The sequence below is a fragment of the Streptomyces sp. URMC 126 genome, assembly GCF_051386555.1.
Taxonomy (GTDB): domain Bacteria; phylum Actinomycetota; class Actinomycetes; order Streptomycetales; family Streptomycetaceae; genus Streptomyces.
Genome location: NZ_JBPQTX010000186.1, coordinates 1 through 13,897, shown reverse-complemented (window position 1 = coordinate 13,897; position 13,897 = coordinate 1). Strand labels below are relative to the sequence as shown.

The following is a 13,897-nucleotide window of genomic DNA, read 5'->3' as shown; positions in this document are numbered from 1 at the left end:
CTCTCGGGTCTGCGGTCTTCTGTCCCACGTCGGTGCGTTCCTCTGCAGGGGGCGGTCGCCAGCATGATGGCAGGGCGCGGCTCAGTGACGCGAATCACTGGAACGTGTTCCACATTAGCGGGCCGGACGGGCCGCGTCCCAGGTCCGCGGCCGGACGGGGCCCGCCGGGGGACCGACGGGTGCGGAGCTGTGGCGGCGGCCCGGCGTGGGCCGTACCAAGCCCGTGCCGAGGCCGTGTCGAGGCCGGGCCGGAGTCCGGGTGGAGGTGGTCCGATCGCCGCCCGCCGACGCCTCGGGTACGTTCTGGACTTGTCGGTCTTTCCGCCGGTTTCCGATAGTGAAACTTGTTCTAGAGAATCGGGAGCGGTTACGCTCCCGCTGAACCGCAGGAAGAATGGGGGCCGCGAGTGACCGCTGAGACCGCCCAGGCAGTCGGGTCAGGTCCGCTCGCCGCGATGTCCCCGGCCGGGGGCGACGCGCCGCTGCGCATCGCGCTGCTGTCGTACAAGGGCAACCCGTTCTGCGGCGGCCAGGGCGTCTACGTCCGCCACCTCTCCCGTGAGCTGGCCCGGCTCGGCCACTCCGTCGAGGTCATCGGCGCCCAGCCCTACCCCGTCCTGGACGAGGGCGTCACCCTCACCGAACTCCCCAGCCTGGACCTCTACCGGCAGCCCGACCCCTTCCGTACCCCCAAGCGCGACGAGTACCGCGACTGGGTCGACGCGCTGGAGGTCGGCACCATGTGGACCGGCGGCTTCCCCGAGCCGCTGACCTTCTCGCTGCGCGCCCGGCGCCATCTGGCCGCCCGCCGCGGCGACTTCGACGTCGTCCACGACAACCAGACGCTCGGCTACGGCCTCCTCGCCGACCTCGGCGCCCCGCTGGTCACCACCGTCCACCACCCGGTCACCGTCGACCGGCGGCTGGAGCTGGACGCCGCGCAGGACTGGAAGCGGCGGCTCTCCGTCCGCCGCTGGTACGGCTTCACCCGCATGCAGGAGCGGGTCGCCCGCTGCCTGCCGTCGATCGTCACCGTCTCCGGCTCCTCCCGGCAGGAGATCGTCGACCACCTCGGGGTGCGCCCGGAGCGCGTCCACGTGGTGCCGATAGGCGCCGACACGGACCTCTTCTCGCCCGACCCGTCGGTCCCCGTGGTCCCGGGCCGGATCGTCACCACTTCCAGCGCCGACGTCCCGCTCAAGGGCCTGGTGTACCTGGTCGAGGCGCTGGCGAAGGTACGGACGGAGAACCCGGACGCGCACCTCGTCGTCGTCGGCCGGCGCGCCGACGACGGGCCGGTGGCGCGCGCCATCGAGACCTACGGGCTCGAAGGCGCCGTGGAGTTCGTCAAGGGCATCAGCGACGCCGAGCTGGTGGACCTGGTGCGCGGTGCCCAGGTGGCCTGTGTGCCGTCGCTGTACGAAGGATTCTCGCTGCCCGCCGCCGAGGCCATGGCGACCGGGACGCCGCTGGTGGCCACCACCGGCGGGGCGATCCCCGAGGTCGCCGGCCCCGACGGCGAGACCTGCCTCGCCGTGCCGCCGGGGGACGCCGACGCGCTGGCCGGTGCCCTCAAGCGGCTGCTCGGGGACGGGGAACTGCGCCGCCGCCTCGGCGCCGCCGGGCGGGAACGGGTGCTGTCCCGCTTCACCTGGCGGCAGGCGGCCATCGGGACCGCCGAACGCTACCGGATGTCGATCGAGCGGGCCGCCGAGGCGAGAGCCCGGGCCCGGAGCGGCGCGGGCCCCTTGCCCGTCCGGACTTCCCGCGCCCGCCCGTAGGGGGCGGGACACCGTAGGGGGGCGGTACGCCCGTAGTGGAGCGGCCCTCTTGTGGGGAGAGGCGGTCCCGTAAGGGGAGAGGTGATCCCGTACGGGGAGCCGGCCCTTAGGGGGCGAAGTGACCCTTAGCGGGGAGCCGACCCCCTAGGGGGAGCCGACCCTTAGGGGGAGCCGACCCCTAAGGGCGCGTCGCCCCGTAGGGGACGCGGACCACTAGGGGAGCGCCGACCCCCAGGGGGATGCCGACCACTAGGGGAGCGCCGACCCCTAGGGGAACGCCGGTCCTTAGGGGGGCGCCTGTCCCTTACGGAGTGCCCGACCCCTACAGTTCGAACGACCCCCCAGGGTCCGTCCGGCCCCTAGGGACCGAACGGTTCCCGGAACACCGAACGGTTCCCCAGGGAGCCGGCCGACCGACCGCCGCCCTCCCCGGGCGGCACCGCTTCCGCGCGGCAGCCCGCCCGGCCGGGCGCCGACCGTCACTGACCTGCCCCGTCGGACGAAAGCAGAACTCCGTGCTGACCGTCGATTTCTCCCGCTTCCCGCTCGCCGCCGGCGACCGCGTCCTCGACCTGGGCTGCGGTGCGGGCCGGCACGCCTTCGAGTGTTACCGGCGTGGCGCCCGGGTGGTCGCCCTCGACCGCAACGCGGACGAGATCCGCGAGGTCGCCAAGTGGTTCGCCGCCATGAAGGAGGCCGGCGAGGCCCCGGCCGGCGCCACCGCCACCGCCATGGAAGGCGACGCGCTGGCCCTGCCCTTCCCAGACGACAGCTTCGACGTCGTCATCATCTCCGAGGTCATGGAGCACATCCCCGACGACAAGGGCGTGCTCGCCGAGATGGTCCGCGTCCTCAAGCCGGGCGGCCGGATCGCCGTGACCGTGCCGCGCTACGGCCCCGAGAAGGTGTGCTGGGCGCTCAGCGACGCCTACCACGAGGTCGAGGGCGGCCACATCCGCATCTACAAGGCCGACGAACTGCTGCGCAAGATGGAGGAGGCCGGCCTGAAGCCGTACGGCACCCACCACGCGCACGGCCTGCACAGCCCCTACTGGTGGCTCAAGTGCGCGTTCGGCGTGGACAACGACAAGGCGCTGCCCGTCCGCGCGTACCACAAGCTCCTGGTCTGGGACATCATGAAGAAGCCCGCGGCCACCCGGATCGCCGAGCAGGTCCTCAACCCCGTCATCGGCAAGAGCTTCGTCGCCTACGCCACCAAGCCGCACCTGCCTGCCGACGACGCGTCCAACAGTGAGTCCGCGCCCGCCTCGGCCGCGAAGGACCGCGCGTGACCACCTACAGCCGCCGCCCCGGCCGCCTCGAACGCCTCGCGCTCCCCGGCGTCCTGACCGCCGAACAACTCGACGCGACCGTCGCCGGCATCGCCGCCGGACAGCGCGCGGACGGCGCCATACCCTGGTTCCGCGGCCACCACCTCGACCCGTGGGACCACGTCGAGGCCGCCATGGCCCTGGACGCCGCGGGAGAGCACGACCGGGCCGAGGCCGCCTACCGCTGGCTCGCCGAGCACCAGAACCCCGACGGCTCCTGGTACGCCGCCTACGCCGACGGCGACCACCGGAACCCCACCGACCGCGCCCGCGAGACCAACTTCGTCGCCTACGTCGCCGTCGGCGTCTGGCACCACTACCTCTCCACCGGCGACGACGCGTTCCTCGACCGCATGTGGCCGACGGTCTTCGCGGCCGTCGAGTTCGTCCTCTCGCTCCAGCAGCCCGGCGGCCAGATCGGCTGGAAACGCGAGGCACCCGGCGACGACGGGACGGGCGGCGCCGATGTCACCGACGCCCTGCTCACCGGTTCGTCCTCCATCCACCAGGCGCTGCGCTGCGCCCTCGCCATCGCCGAGCACCGCGAGGAACCGCAGCCGGACTGGGAGTTGGCCACCGGCCTGCTGGCGCACGCGATCCGCCGGCACCCGGAGCGGTTTCTGGACAAAAGCCGCTACTCCATGGACTGGTACTACCCGGTCCTCGGCGGTGCCGTCACCGGCGCCGAGGCGGCGGCCCGGATCGCGGAGGGCTGGGACCGCTTCGTCGTTCCCGGCCTCGGCGTGCGCTGCGTCCTGCCCAACCCCTGGGTGACCGGCGGCGAGAGCTGCGAACTCGCCCTCGCGCTCTGGGTGATGGGCGAGTCCGACCGCGCCGTCGAGATCCTCCGCTGGATCCAGCACCTGCGCGCCGACAACGGCATGTACTGGACCGGTTACGTCTTCGAGGACGACGCCGTGTGGCCCGAGGAGCTCACCACGTGGACGGCCGGTTCGCTGCTGCTGGCGGTGGCGGCGCTGGGTGGCGACGAGGCGACGACGGCCGTGTTCGGCGGCGAACGCCTGCCCCGCGGGCTCGAACCGAACTGCTGCGACTGACGGACGGGCGGACGTAAGGCCGGATCGGGCGGCCGGGCGGGCGGGGCGCGCTCAAATGGGCAGGCCGCGCCTCCCGGCCGGCGCCGGCCGCCCACATTCGGCCCGTTCTCGACGTGTACGCCCGCACCCGGTAGCCCGAACGATGCGGTCCGGATGCGCCGGGCGGCCGGGCGGGTCACGCTGGTTCCGTACCGTGCCCGCCGGCCCCGGAGGCAAGCGTGTCCGACCGTGCCCGTGCCCGCCGCACCGTTGTCGTCCTGCCGCTGGTCTGCGGCCTGTTGCTGGCCGGTTCGGCCTGTGGCGGCGACAAGAAGGAGAAGTCCACCGGCGAGGCGAGCCCGACGAGCTCGATCGAGAAGCAGAAGTTCGCCAAGACCCGGTTCGTCGCCAACGCCGGGCTCGCGGCCGGCGCGGCCTACCAGTGGATCGTCAAGCCGTACCGCAACGGCGCGTTCAAGAAGGGGGCGGACGGCCGGACGGGCGCCCTCGTCAAAGCGGGCCTCGCCGGGGCGTTCACCTACAACCGGCTCAAGGCCGCCACCCGCAACGCCCAGGGCGACCCGACGCTCGCCAAGGCGCTGGCTCCCGTCAACGCGGGCATCGACTCCCTCAAGGGTCTCGGCAGCAAGCTCCGCAAGGGCGAGGCCACGGACAGCGACGTGAACTCCGTCGACAGCGTCATCGGCAAGGTCAAGGACGCGGGCAAGAGCGCCGGGGCCCCCGTCACCGACAAGGTGCCGTCGACGAGCGAGCTCCAGAAGGGCTGACCGGCAGCCGCCCGCCGGGGGCCGGGCAGGCCCCCGGCCCTGCCGGCCGTCCGGAAGCCGATGACAGCATGGGGCCCATGAACCGGACGACGGAAGCCGCTTCCCGCCCAGCCTCAGCCTCAGCCTCAGTTTCAGCCGCAGACTCCCGCTCGGCCTCGGCCTCGGCCTCGGCCTCCGCCTCGGCCTCCGGCCCGGCTCCGGCCTCCCGCCCCGCCCGTCGCTCGGTCCGCCGCCGGGTCCTGCCCGCGGCCCTCGCCCTGGCGTTCGTCGCGGCCTGTGGCGGCGGGGGCGGCGGAGGCGGCGGGGACGACGGCGCGGAGGAGGGCGGGACGGGCGTCGGCGACCCGGTCTTCCCCACCCTCGGCAACCGCGGCTACCAAGTGGAGCACTACGGCCTCACCCTCGACTACGAGCCCGAGGGCAACGACCTCGACGCGACCGCCGTCATCACCGCGCGGACGACGAAGAAGCTGAGCGCGTTCACCCTCGACCTCAAGGGCCTCAAGGTGACGTCCGCCAAGGTCGACGGGAAGTCCGCGAAGACCTCGCGTTCCGGGACCAAGTTGCGGGTGGAGCCCGCGCGACCGCTGGGCAAGGGACGGACGTTCCGGACGGAGATCGCGTACGAGGGCAGGCCGCGGACGGTCCGGGACCGGGACGGCGCCAAGGAGGGCTGGATCGAGACGGATCACGGAGCGGTCGGACTGGGCGAGCCGGAGGGCTCGATGGCCTGGTTCCCGGGCAACCACCACCCGTCCGACAAGGCCGCCTACGACTTCACCGTCTCCGTCCCCAAGGGCTTCACCGCCGTCGCCAACGGCGAGCCGAAGGGCACCGAGGAGGAAGAGGACGAGGACGGCGACACCTGGACCACCTTCCGCTGGCACAACGGCGAGCCGATGGCGAGCTACGTGGCGAGCGTCGCCGTCGGCGAGTTCGAGGTCCTGAACACCTCGGCGACCTCTGCGGCGTCGGCGGCCTCCGCCTCGTCCACCGCGCGGAACGTCCCGGTGTACATCGCTTACGCGAAGGGGGAGGGCGCGGCCGCGCGGCACATGAAGGAGATGGTGCCCAAGGTGCTGGCGTGGGAGGAGAAGATGTTCGGCCCGTACCCCTTCACGTCGTCGGGCGCGGTCATCGACCGCAATCCGTACATCCGTTACGCACTGGAGACCCAGCCGAAGCCCTACTACCAGAAGCCGCCGACCGACCGGCTCATCGCGCACGAGCTCGCCCACCAGTGGTTCGGCAACTCCGTCACCCCGCGCACCTGGCGGGACATGTGGCTCAACGAGGGCTTCGCCGAGTACACGGAGTGGATGTGGGAGGCGCGGCAGGAGCGGAAGCGGACGGAGCGGCAGATCTTCGACGACTTCTACGACGGCGAGGACGAGGAATTCAGCGACGAGAAGGGCGAGGACATCTGGGCCTTCCCGCCCGCCTATCCGACCGCCGAGACGATATCCGGCCGGCCGGTCTACGGGCGGGGCGCGATGGTGCTGCACAAACTGCGGGAGACCGTCGGGGACGACACCTTCTTCGACATACTCCGCACCTGGGCGCGTGACCACCGCCACGGCAACGCCGGGACCGACGACTTCATCCGGCTCTGCGAGAAGAAGGCGGACAAGGACCTGGGCGACCTCTTCGACACCTGGCTCTTCAAGGCCGCGAAGCCGGACCACCGCTAAGGGCCGCCCGGACCGCCCGGACCGCCCCCGGGAACGGCGAAGGCCCGCCGGGGAGTCCGGCGGGCCTTCGGCCAGGCAGGGGACGAGCGCGTCAGCCGCGCTGGATGCCCGAGGTGTCCTGGAGGACGCCCCGACGGCCGTCCTGGGTCTGCGCGACGAGCGCGGCGCCGCGCTGGTCCACCGCCAGGTACCAGGTACCGGGGGTCAGCTCGGCCATCGGCGTCTGCCCGCCGTCCTCCGGGAACAGCGGACGGTTCACCGGAACGGCGAACCAGAACGGCGCGAAGTCCGAACCGCCCGCGGCGGGAGCCTGCGAACCGGCCGCCGGAGCACCGCCCGTACCGCCGGCCGGCTGCCCGGCCGTCGGCTGCGGACCGGTCTGGTCGGCCGGCTGCGGAGCACCGTACGGCTGCCCGCCGAAGGAGCCGCCGGCCGGACCGCCCGGACCCGGGTAGCCGTAGCCGGGGTGCGAGCCGGTCCCGTAGGGGGACTGCACCTGGGGGGAGGAGGCGCCGAGGAGGGGGGCCTTCAGGGCGGGGACGCGCTGGGTGAAGAGGGCGGCCGCGGCCATCGCCAGGTTGGCGATCAGGCCGAGGATGAGGCCGATGCCCGGGTTGTTGCGTTCACCGCCGCCACCGAGCGCCCAGAGGGAGGACCAGGCGGCGAACACGGCGAACGCCGTGCCCCACTGGTCGAGCCCCATCCCGAGGACCTTGCGGTCGCCCGGCAGCAGGCGGGCGGTGACGATCAGGGCGGCGGCGAGGACGCCCGCGAGGAAGATCGACGGCAGGACGGGGAAGAGCGCCGACTCCCAGCCGTTCGGGTTGTCGATGTTCTCGCAGTACTTGCGCGCGAAGCCGCTGCCGAGTCCGGAGTCCGGCGGAACGTCGCACTTGAACGAGAAGAAGTCGAGGAACGAGGCAATGAACAGCAACACCGCTGCACCGATCACCACGCCGTCGCCTCTAGTGAGGGAGCGGATGTTCACCTGAAGTCCTTTGTCTGTGCCGTCAGCATCTGTCGGTTGTCTGTCGTCGCGGTCTCGTCGATACCGCCGGGGCGCGAGACGGGTTCCGCAGAGAGCGGCCCCCCATCGTACGGGGGAACCTACCGCCCCGATGCCCGGGGCGTCTCTTCGTTTCGCCCTCGTGACAAGCCCGTGGCCTGCCGTTATACGGACTGCTTAAAGCCGGCGGGCCGGAGGTCGGCTCACGGCCGGCTCAGGATGAACTCCCGGATCCCGTCCGCGATCCCCTGCGCCGCCTTCTGCCGCCAGCCGTCGTCCGTGAGTTGGGCGGCGTCCTGCGGATCGCGCATGTTGCCGCACTCGATGAACACCTTCGGAACGGTGGAGAGGTTGAGGCCGCCCAGGTCGCTCCGGACGTCAAGGCCCGTGTTGTGGCCCACGTAGTTGGACGGCATGCTGCCGGTGGCCCGTACGAACCGGCCGAGGACGCGCTCGCCGAGTTCCTTCGACGGCTCGACGATCGGGGCGGTGTCCGCCCGGCCACCCTTGACCTTGGCGGGCAGGATCACGTGGACGCCGCGCTGTCCGGGGGCGGCGCCGTCCGCGTGCACGGACAGCGCGGCGTCGGCGTGCGCCTTGTTGCCGATCGCGGCCCGTTCGTCCACGCAGGGGCCGAACGGCCGGTCGTCGTCGTGGGTGAGGGTGACCCGGGCGCCCTGCGTCTGGAGGATCGACCGGATGCGGTGGGCGACGTCCAGGCTGAACCTGGCCTCCGCGTAACCCGAGTCGGTGGACGTGCCGGTGGTGTCGCACTCCTTGCGCCCGGTGCCGATGTCGACGGACCGGTCGATCTCGGCGGTGTGCCGCTGGTTGCGGATGTTGTGCCCGGGATCGATGACCACGACCTTCCCGCGGAGCGGCCCGTCGCCGGCCGGTGCGTACCCGGGGGGCGCGGCGTCGGCGGGCGGGACGGAAGGTTTCGCCGGTTCCGAGGAGGCGGGCGGGGACGACGGCGCGCTCTTCGCCGCCGGTGTCCGGGCCGGCGGGGCCGGCGCGGGCGAGCGGCCGGCCGGCGCGGACGGGGAACCACCGGCCGGCGCGGACGCCTTGGCGTCGGCCGCCCCGTCGTCGTCGCACCCGGCGACCGCGGCCGCCAGCAGCAGCGCGGTCAGGGCCGCGACGGCCGGACGGGCGCGACGGGCCGGCCGGGGACGACCGCGACGGAGGGGCCGGCCGGGCCGGTCAGGCCGGTCGGGTCGCTCGGTGCGGTCGGGTCGCTCGGTTCGGCCGGGGCGACCGGAGTGACGAGGAGAGCTGCCGTAGGACACTCGGGCGATGCTAGCGCCGCCCGTCAGGTCGCGGGGCCCGTCCGGCGCAGAACCCGCATCGACCCCGTCACGGAGACCTCCGTGAACCCACCCGACTCCAGGGCCCGCAGATAGACCCGGTACGGTGCCTGGCCGCCGTCGGCCGGGTCGGGGAAGACGTCGTGGACGACGAGCAGTCCGCCCCGCGCGAGGTGCGGCGCCCAGCCCTCGTAGTCCGCCGTCGCGTGCTCGTCCGTGTGGCCGCCGTCGATGAACACCAGCCCCAGCGGTGTCCCCCACAGCGCGGCCACCTGCGGCGAGCGGCCGACGACCGCCACCACGTAGTCCTCCAGGCCCGCCCGGTACAGCGTCCGGCGGAACGTGGGGAGGGTGTCCATCCGGCCGACGCCCGGGCTGTCGTCGATCAAGGACGTGTCGTGGTACTCCCAGCCCGGCTGCTGCTCCTCGCTGCCGCGGTGGTGGTCCACCGTCACGACCGTCGTGCCGGCCTCGCGGGCGGCGTCGGCGAGGAGGAGGGTCGAACGGCCGCAGTAGGTGCCGACTTCGAGGAGGGGGTGGCCGAGGGCGGCGGCGGTCTCGGCGGCCTGGTGCAGGGCGAGGCCCTCGTCCAGGGGCATGAAGCCTTTCGCTTCCTCGAAGGCGGTCAGGGTGGCGGGCTTCGGGGGCACGGTTCGTCCTTCGGTGGTCGGGTGGGTGGTGGTCAAGCGGCGGGGCGCCTGCGGCGGGCTGTGACTGCTCTCGCGGTTTCGCCGCTCGTCCTCTGTCGCGATGCCGGACGGGCCGGACTGTGCCTGGGCGCGCACTCCGGCCCGTCCGGCGATCGCCGACAACCGCACAGAGCGCGGTTTCGGGGGGCCGGAGGTCGGGAGTCCGGAGTCCGGGAGTCCGGGGAACCCTACAACCACCCGTTCTGCCGGGCAGCCCGGACCGCCTCCATCCGGTTCCGCGTCTGCGTCTTGCCGATGGCCGCGGACAGGTAGTTGCGCACCGTCGCGGGCGACAGGTGTACCTTCGCCGCGATGTCCGCGACCGTCGCCCCGTCCACCGCCGCCGAGAGCACGTCCCGCTCCCGCTGCGTCAGCGGGTTGGGGCCGGCGCTCAACGCCGCCGCGGCCAGGGCGGGGTCGATGACGCGCTCGCCGGCGAGGGCGCGGCGGATGGCGGCGGCGAGGTCTTCGACGGGGCCGTCCTTGACCAGGAAGCCGGAGGCGCCCGCCTCCATGGCGCGGCGGAGGTAGCCGGGCCGCCCGAAGGTGGTGAGTATCAGCACCCGGCACTCGGGCAGCCGCTGCCGGAGGTCGGCCGCCGCGTCGAGGCCGCTGCGGCCGGGGAGTTCGATGTCGAGGAGGGCGATGTCCGGACGCTCCCGGAGGGCGGTGGGCAGGATCTCGTCGCCGTTGCCGACCTGGGCGACGACCTCGATGTCGTCCTCCAGCCCGAGCAGCAGCGCGAGAGCGCCCCGCATCATGCCCTGGTCCTCGGCCAGCAGTGTCCTGATCACGCCGCTCGCTCCTTCTCGCCGCGCCTGACGCCGGTCTTGTCGCCGGTCGTACCGCCGGCTCGCTCGCTGTTCCTGTCGCCGGTCCTGCCACCGGTCCTGCCATCGGTCCCGTCGCCGGTCCTGTCGCCGTTCGTCCCACCGGTCGGGTCGCCGGTCCTGGCGTACGGCTCGTCGTCCACCGGCAGTTCGGCCACGAGCCGGAAGCCGCGCCGCCCGTCGGGGCCGGTGCGCAGGGAGCCGCCGGCGGCGGCCAGCCGCTCGGTGAGGCCCTTGAGCCCGTTGCCGCCCGTGCGCGGACCGGCCGGCTCCGCCGGATCCCCCGCCCCCGCCTCGGCCGCTTCCGCCGAGCCTACGCCCGCGCCGTTGTCGATGATCTCCAGGTGTACGCGGTCGGGTTTGCCGCGTACCTCGATCTCGCAGCGCGAGGCGCCGCTGTGCCGGACGACGTTGGTGACGCCCTCGCGCACCACCCAGCCCAGCAGCACACCGGTCTGCGGCGGGAGCGGCGGGCCGGACTGCCGGATTTCGGCGGTGATGCCGGACGCGTCGAGCAGCGAACGGGCGTTGTCCAGCTCGGTGGTGAGGCTGCCCTCGCGGTAGCCGGTGACCGCCTCGCGGATCTCGGTGAGCGCCTGGCGGCCGACCGCCTCGATGTCGGCGGCCTGGCCGAGCGCGGCGTCCAGGTTCCGGGGACCGAGCCGGCGGACCGCCTCCGCCTTGACCACGATCACGGACATGGTGTGCCCGAGCAGGTCGTGCAGGTCGCGGGAGAAGCGCAGCCGTTCGCGTTCGACGGCGGCGTGGGCCAGTTCCTCGCGGGTGTCGCGGAGGACGGTGATGGCCGCGAAGAGGTTGAGGACGGCGGCCGCCACCAGGCCGCCGAGCGCCGTACCCCAGCTGACGGCCAGGACGCTGCCCACACTGTCGTCGTCGGGCCGGACGAAGAAGGACAGCCCGCAGGTGAGGCCGAGCGTGCCCAGGGCGGCGCCCAGCAGCCGGCTCCGGTCGCGCAGCACCATGCCGGTGGCGATGGACAGCAGCGGGAAGCACATCTGCCAGTAGTCCCGGTAGCCGATGTTGAGGGCGTACGCGAGCACGGCCATCCCGATCAGGGCCAGGACGGGGACGCGGGTGTGCCGCCTGCGCTCGTCCAGGGCGCTGAAGACGACGGTCACGTACAGGGCGACGAAGGCCAGTTCACCCAGGCCGCCGAGCCAGGGCAGCGGCATGTCCCCGAGGACCATGTGCACGGTGTCGCCGCTGAGGGAGAAGAGCCACGGCATGAACGCCTTCCTGCCGGGCGCCCTCATCCGTTCGATCTCCTCGGGCATGCGCTTCATACGCCGCATCCTAGGCAACACGCGCGTGACCTGGGCAGATGCCTGATGTCTGGGGAAGGCGGTGACATTTGTCCCGGGAGGGGGCGGGCTCGGGACGGAACGGGGGAGGCGTCCGGGGCCTTCCTCTCGCGCGGTGGAGCGGTTATAAGGGTTCGGTCGCGGTCGGTGGAACACGTTCTTGTTCCGGCGTCGTTTCCGGCCGTGCCGGTGTCGTGTGCCTGTCGTCCCGTGCTTGTCGTTCCGTGCCTGTCGTCCCGCGTCCGCCGTCCCGTGCTTGCCGTCCCGTGCTTGTCGTCCCGCGTCCGCCGTCCGTACCTGTTGCCCTGTGCCCCCGTTGTCCCGAACCCGATGTTCCGTGCCGGCGAAGGAGTCCCTCTCCATGCCCATCGACGCAGCCAAGGCCATGGCCGCCGAACCGCGAACCGTCTCCCTCTCCTGGGACCACAAGGACGTCCTCCTCTACCACCTCGGCATCGGCGCGGGCATCCCCGCCACCGACCCGGCCGAACTCCGCTACACCCTGGAGAGCGGGCTGCACGTCCTGCCCTCCTTCGCCACCGTCGCGGGCGGCGGAATGGCCCTCGCGGCCGGGCTCTCCACCCCGGGCGTCGACGTCGACCTCGCCCGGGTGCTGCACGGCGGGCACACCATCACGCTGCACCGTCCACTGCCCGTCCGCGCCGACGGCGTCACCCAGACCTCGCGCGTCGCCGCCGTGTACGACAAGGGCAAGGCGGCCGTCGTCGTGCTGCGCACCGACGTCGACGACGTGGACGGGCCGCTGTGGCGCGGCGAAGCGCGGATCTACGTCCGCGGCGAGGGCGGCTTCGGCGGCGAGCGCGGCGAATCGGCGCGGCTCGACGTCCCCGACCGGACGCCGGACCTGACCGTCGAGCGGGCCGTCCGCGAGGACCAGGCGCTGCTCTACCGGCTGTCGGGGGACTGGAACCCCCTGCACGCCGACCCGGAGTTCGCGGCGCGGGCCGGTTTCCACCGGCCGATTCTGCACGGGCTCTGCACCTACGGGATGACCCTGAAGGCGGTCGTGGACACGGTGCTGGAGGGGCGGGTCGAGCGGGTGCGCTCGTACGGGACACGGTTCGCGGGGGTGGTCTATCCGGGGGAGACCCTACGGGTGCGGATGTGGCGCGAGACGCCGGGGCCCGGGCGGGTGCAGGTGTCCGTGACGGTCGTGGAGCGGGACGACGCGGAGGTGCTGGCCGACACCGTCGTCGAACACGTCTGAGGCCGGCACGGGTGGCCGGACGCGAGCACGCGCGGCGCGGAACGAACGGAACGGGCGGAATGGGCGGAGGGGCACGGCGGCCGAAAGCGACGGGCCCCGGCGGGGGAGCGGGCCGGTGGGCCCGCCGCCCGCGCCGGGGCCGCGCTGCTCTCGGGATCCGCTCGTCAGGCGGCGTCGGCGGTGCGCCGGTGCTTGCCGCGGGCGGGGCCGCCGGCGTCGTCGGACGACGCCGGGCCGCGGTGCCTGCCGGAGCCGGCGGCTGCGGCCTGGGCGGACGCCTCCAGGGGGCGCGCCTCGGTCGTGTCGGTTCGGACTTCGGACATGTCGGGAGTCACTCCGTGGGATGTGGGTGCGTGCTCTGCGCGTCGGGGGCCGCGGCGTCGGCCGACGCCCATGGGACGCCGCCCTCGGGTGGCACCCTTGGGTGCCGTCCCGGTGGGGGACACCCGTAGGTGTCGCCCCTGGGTACGGTCAACGCCCGTACCGCGCGCGGTCGTTCGGCGCACCGCGGTGCTCCGCCGGTACCACGTGCGCAACCCCCGGCCCGAAGTCTAACGGGACCTTGATCGCGTGAGCCACCCCCGGGGCGGCCTCGGCGCGGGCCCCGGGCGGCCTCCGGGTGGCGTCTCCGGGCGGGTCACCGTCGGCCCGGTATGGGCGGATCGCCTGGGGCCTGTCGGGGGATCGCCTGAGGCACGCCGGCGGATCGCCTGAGGCCCGACGGGGGTGTGCTCGCCGTCCGCTTTCCGGCCCGTCTCAGGCGCGCGCCGGGGCCGATCGCAGACCGCCCGCGACCCGTCCGCGGGTAGCGTCCCCGGCCTGCCCGGCCTGCCCGGCCTGCCCGGCCTGCCCGGCCTGCCCGGCCTGCCCGGCCTGCCCGGCCCGCC

The 13,897-nt window shown here is 73.4% G+C and carries 12 protein-coding genes; 6 read left to right on the top strand and 6 right to left on the bottom strand.

Annotated features, from left to right (window positions below):
- The first annotated feature begins 407 nt into the window (after positions 1 to 407).
- The 5 genes from ACSNOK_RS21565 (at position 408) to ACSNOK_RS21545 (ending at position 6,628) form a co-directional block, all read left to right on the top strand.
- On the top strand, positions 408 to 1,781 hold the full coding sequence (locus tag ACSNOK_RS21565) for a glycosyltransferase family 4 protein (RefSeq protein ID WP_436782379.1): 1,374 nt from the start codon (positions 408 to 410) through the stop codon (positions 1,779 to 1,781).
- 515 nt (positions 1,782 to 2,296) lie between these two features.
- Positions 2,297 to 3,073, top strand: a complete 777-nt coding sequence (locus tag ACSNOK_RS21560; RefSeq protein WP_436782378.1) for a methyltransferase domain-containing protein — start codon at positions 2,297 to 2,299, stop codon at positions 3,071 to 3,073.
- Positions 3,070 to 4,170, top strand: a complete 1,101-nt coding sequence (locus tag ACSNOK_RS21555) for a prenyltransferase (RefSeq protein WP_436782377.1) — start codon at positions 3,070 to 3,072, stop codon at positions 4,168 to 4,170. Before ACSNOK_RS21560 ends, ACSNOK_RS21555 begins: the two co-directional genes overlap by 4 nt.
- A gap of 218 nt (positions 4,171 to 4,388) precedes the next feature.
- Positions 4,389 to 4,937 carry a hypothetical protein gene (locus tag ACSNOK_RS21550; RefSeq protein ID WP_436782376.1) on the top strand — a complete coding sequence of 183 codons (549 nt, stop codon included), beginning with the start codon at positions 4,389 to 4,391 and terminating at the stop codon, positions 4,935 to 4,937.
- Positions 4,938 to 5,014: 77 nt separating this feature from the next.
- Positions 5,015 to 6,628 carry a M1 family metallopeptidase gene (locus ACSNOK_RS21545; protein ID WP_436782375.1) on the top strand — a complete coding sequence of 538 codons (1,614 nt, stop codon included), beginning with the start codon at positions 5,015 to 5,017 and terminating at the stop codon, positions 6,626 to 6,628.
- A 91-nt stretch (positions 6,629 to 6,719) separates the two neighbouring features.
- On the opposite strand, the gene ACSNOK_RS21540 is transcribed toward ACSNOK_RS21545, so the two are convergent.
- The 5 genes from ACSNOK_RS21540 to ACSNOK_RS21520 all read right to left on the bottom strand — a co-directional run bounded on the left by ACSNOK_RS21540 (position 6,720) and on the right by ACSNOK_RS21520 (position 11,764).
- Positions 6,720 to 7,616 carry a DUF5336 domain-containing protein gene (locus ACSNOK_RS21540; protein ID WP_436782374.1) on the bottom strand — a complete coding sequence of 299 codons (897 nt, stop codon included), beginning with the start codon at positions 7,614 to 7,616 and terminating at the stop codon, positions 6,720 to 6,722.
- Positions 7,617 to 7,837: 221 nt separating this feature from the next.
- Positions 7,838 to 8,767 carry an N-acetylmuramoyl-L-alanine amidase gene (locus ACSNOK_RS21535; RefSeq protein WP_436782381.1) on the bottom strand — a complete coding sequence of 310 codons (930 nt, stop codon included), beginning with the start codon at positions 8,765 to 8,767 and terminating at the stop codon, positions 7,838 to 7,840.
- Between the two features lie 179 nt (positions 8,768 to 8,946).
- A complete protein-coding gene (locus ACSNOK_RS21530; RefSeq protein WP_436782380.1) occupies positions 8,947 to 9,540 on the bottom strand; it encodes a class I SAM-dependent methyltransferase in 594 nt (197 codons plus the stop codon).
- A gap of 278 nt (positions 9,541 to 9,818) precedes the next feature.
- Positions 9,819 to 10,424, bottom strand: coding sequence for a response regulator transcription factor (locus ACSNOK_RS21525; protein ID WP_436782373.1), 606 nt, complete (start codon positions 10,422 to 10,424; stop codon positions 9,819 to 9,821).
- Entirely contained in the window at positions 10,421 to 11,764 is a 1,344-nt protein-coding gene (locus tag ACSNOK_RS21520) for a histidine kinase (protein WP_436782372.1), read from the bottom strand. The genes ACSNOK_RS21525 and ACSNOK_RS21520 overlap by 4 nt, the downstream gene beginning before the upstream one ends.
- A 379-nt stretch (positions 11,765 to 12,143) precedes the next feature.
- Between ACSNOK_RS21520 and ACSNOK_RS21515 the strand changes: the two genes are divergently transcribed.
- Positions 12,144 to 13,010 (top strand): MaoC/PaaZ C-terminal domain-containing protein, encoded by an 867-nt coding sequence (locus ACSNOK_RS21515; RefSeq protein ID WP_436782371.1) that lies wholly within the window; start codon positions 12,144 to 12,146, stop codon positions 13,008 to 13,010.
- A gap of 164 nt (positions 13,011 to 13,174) precedes the next feature.
- Here the strand turns inward: ACSNOK_RS21515 and ACSNOK_RS21510 are convergent, their stop codons facing one another.
- Entirely contained in the window at positions 13,175 to 13,333 is a 159-nt protein-coding gene (locus ACSNOK_RS21510) for a hypothetical protein (protein ID WP_436782370.1), read from the bottom strand.
- Positions 13,334 to 13,897 lie beyond the last annotated feature (564 nt).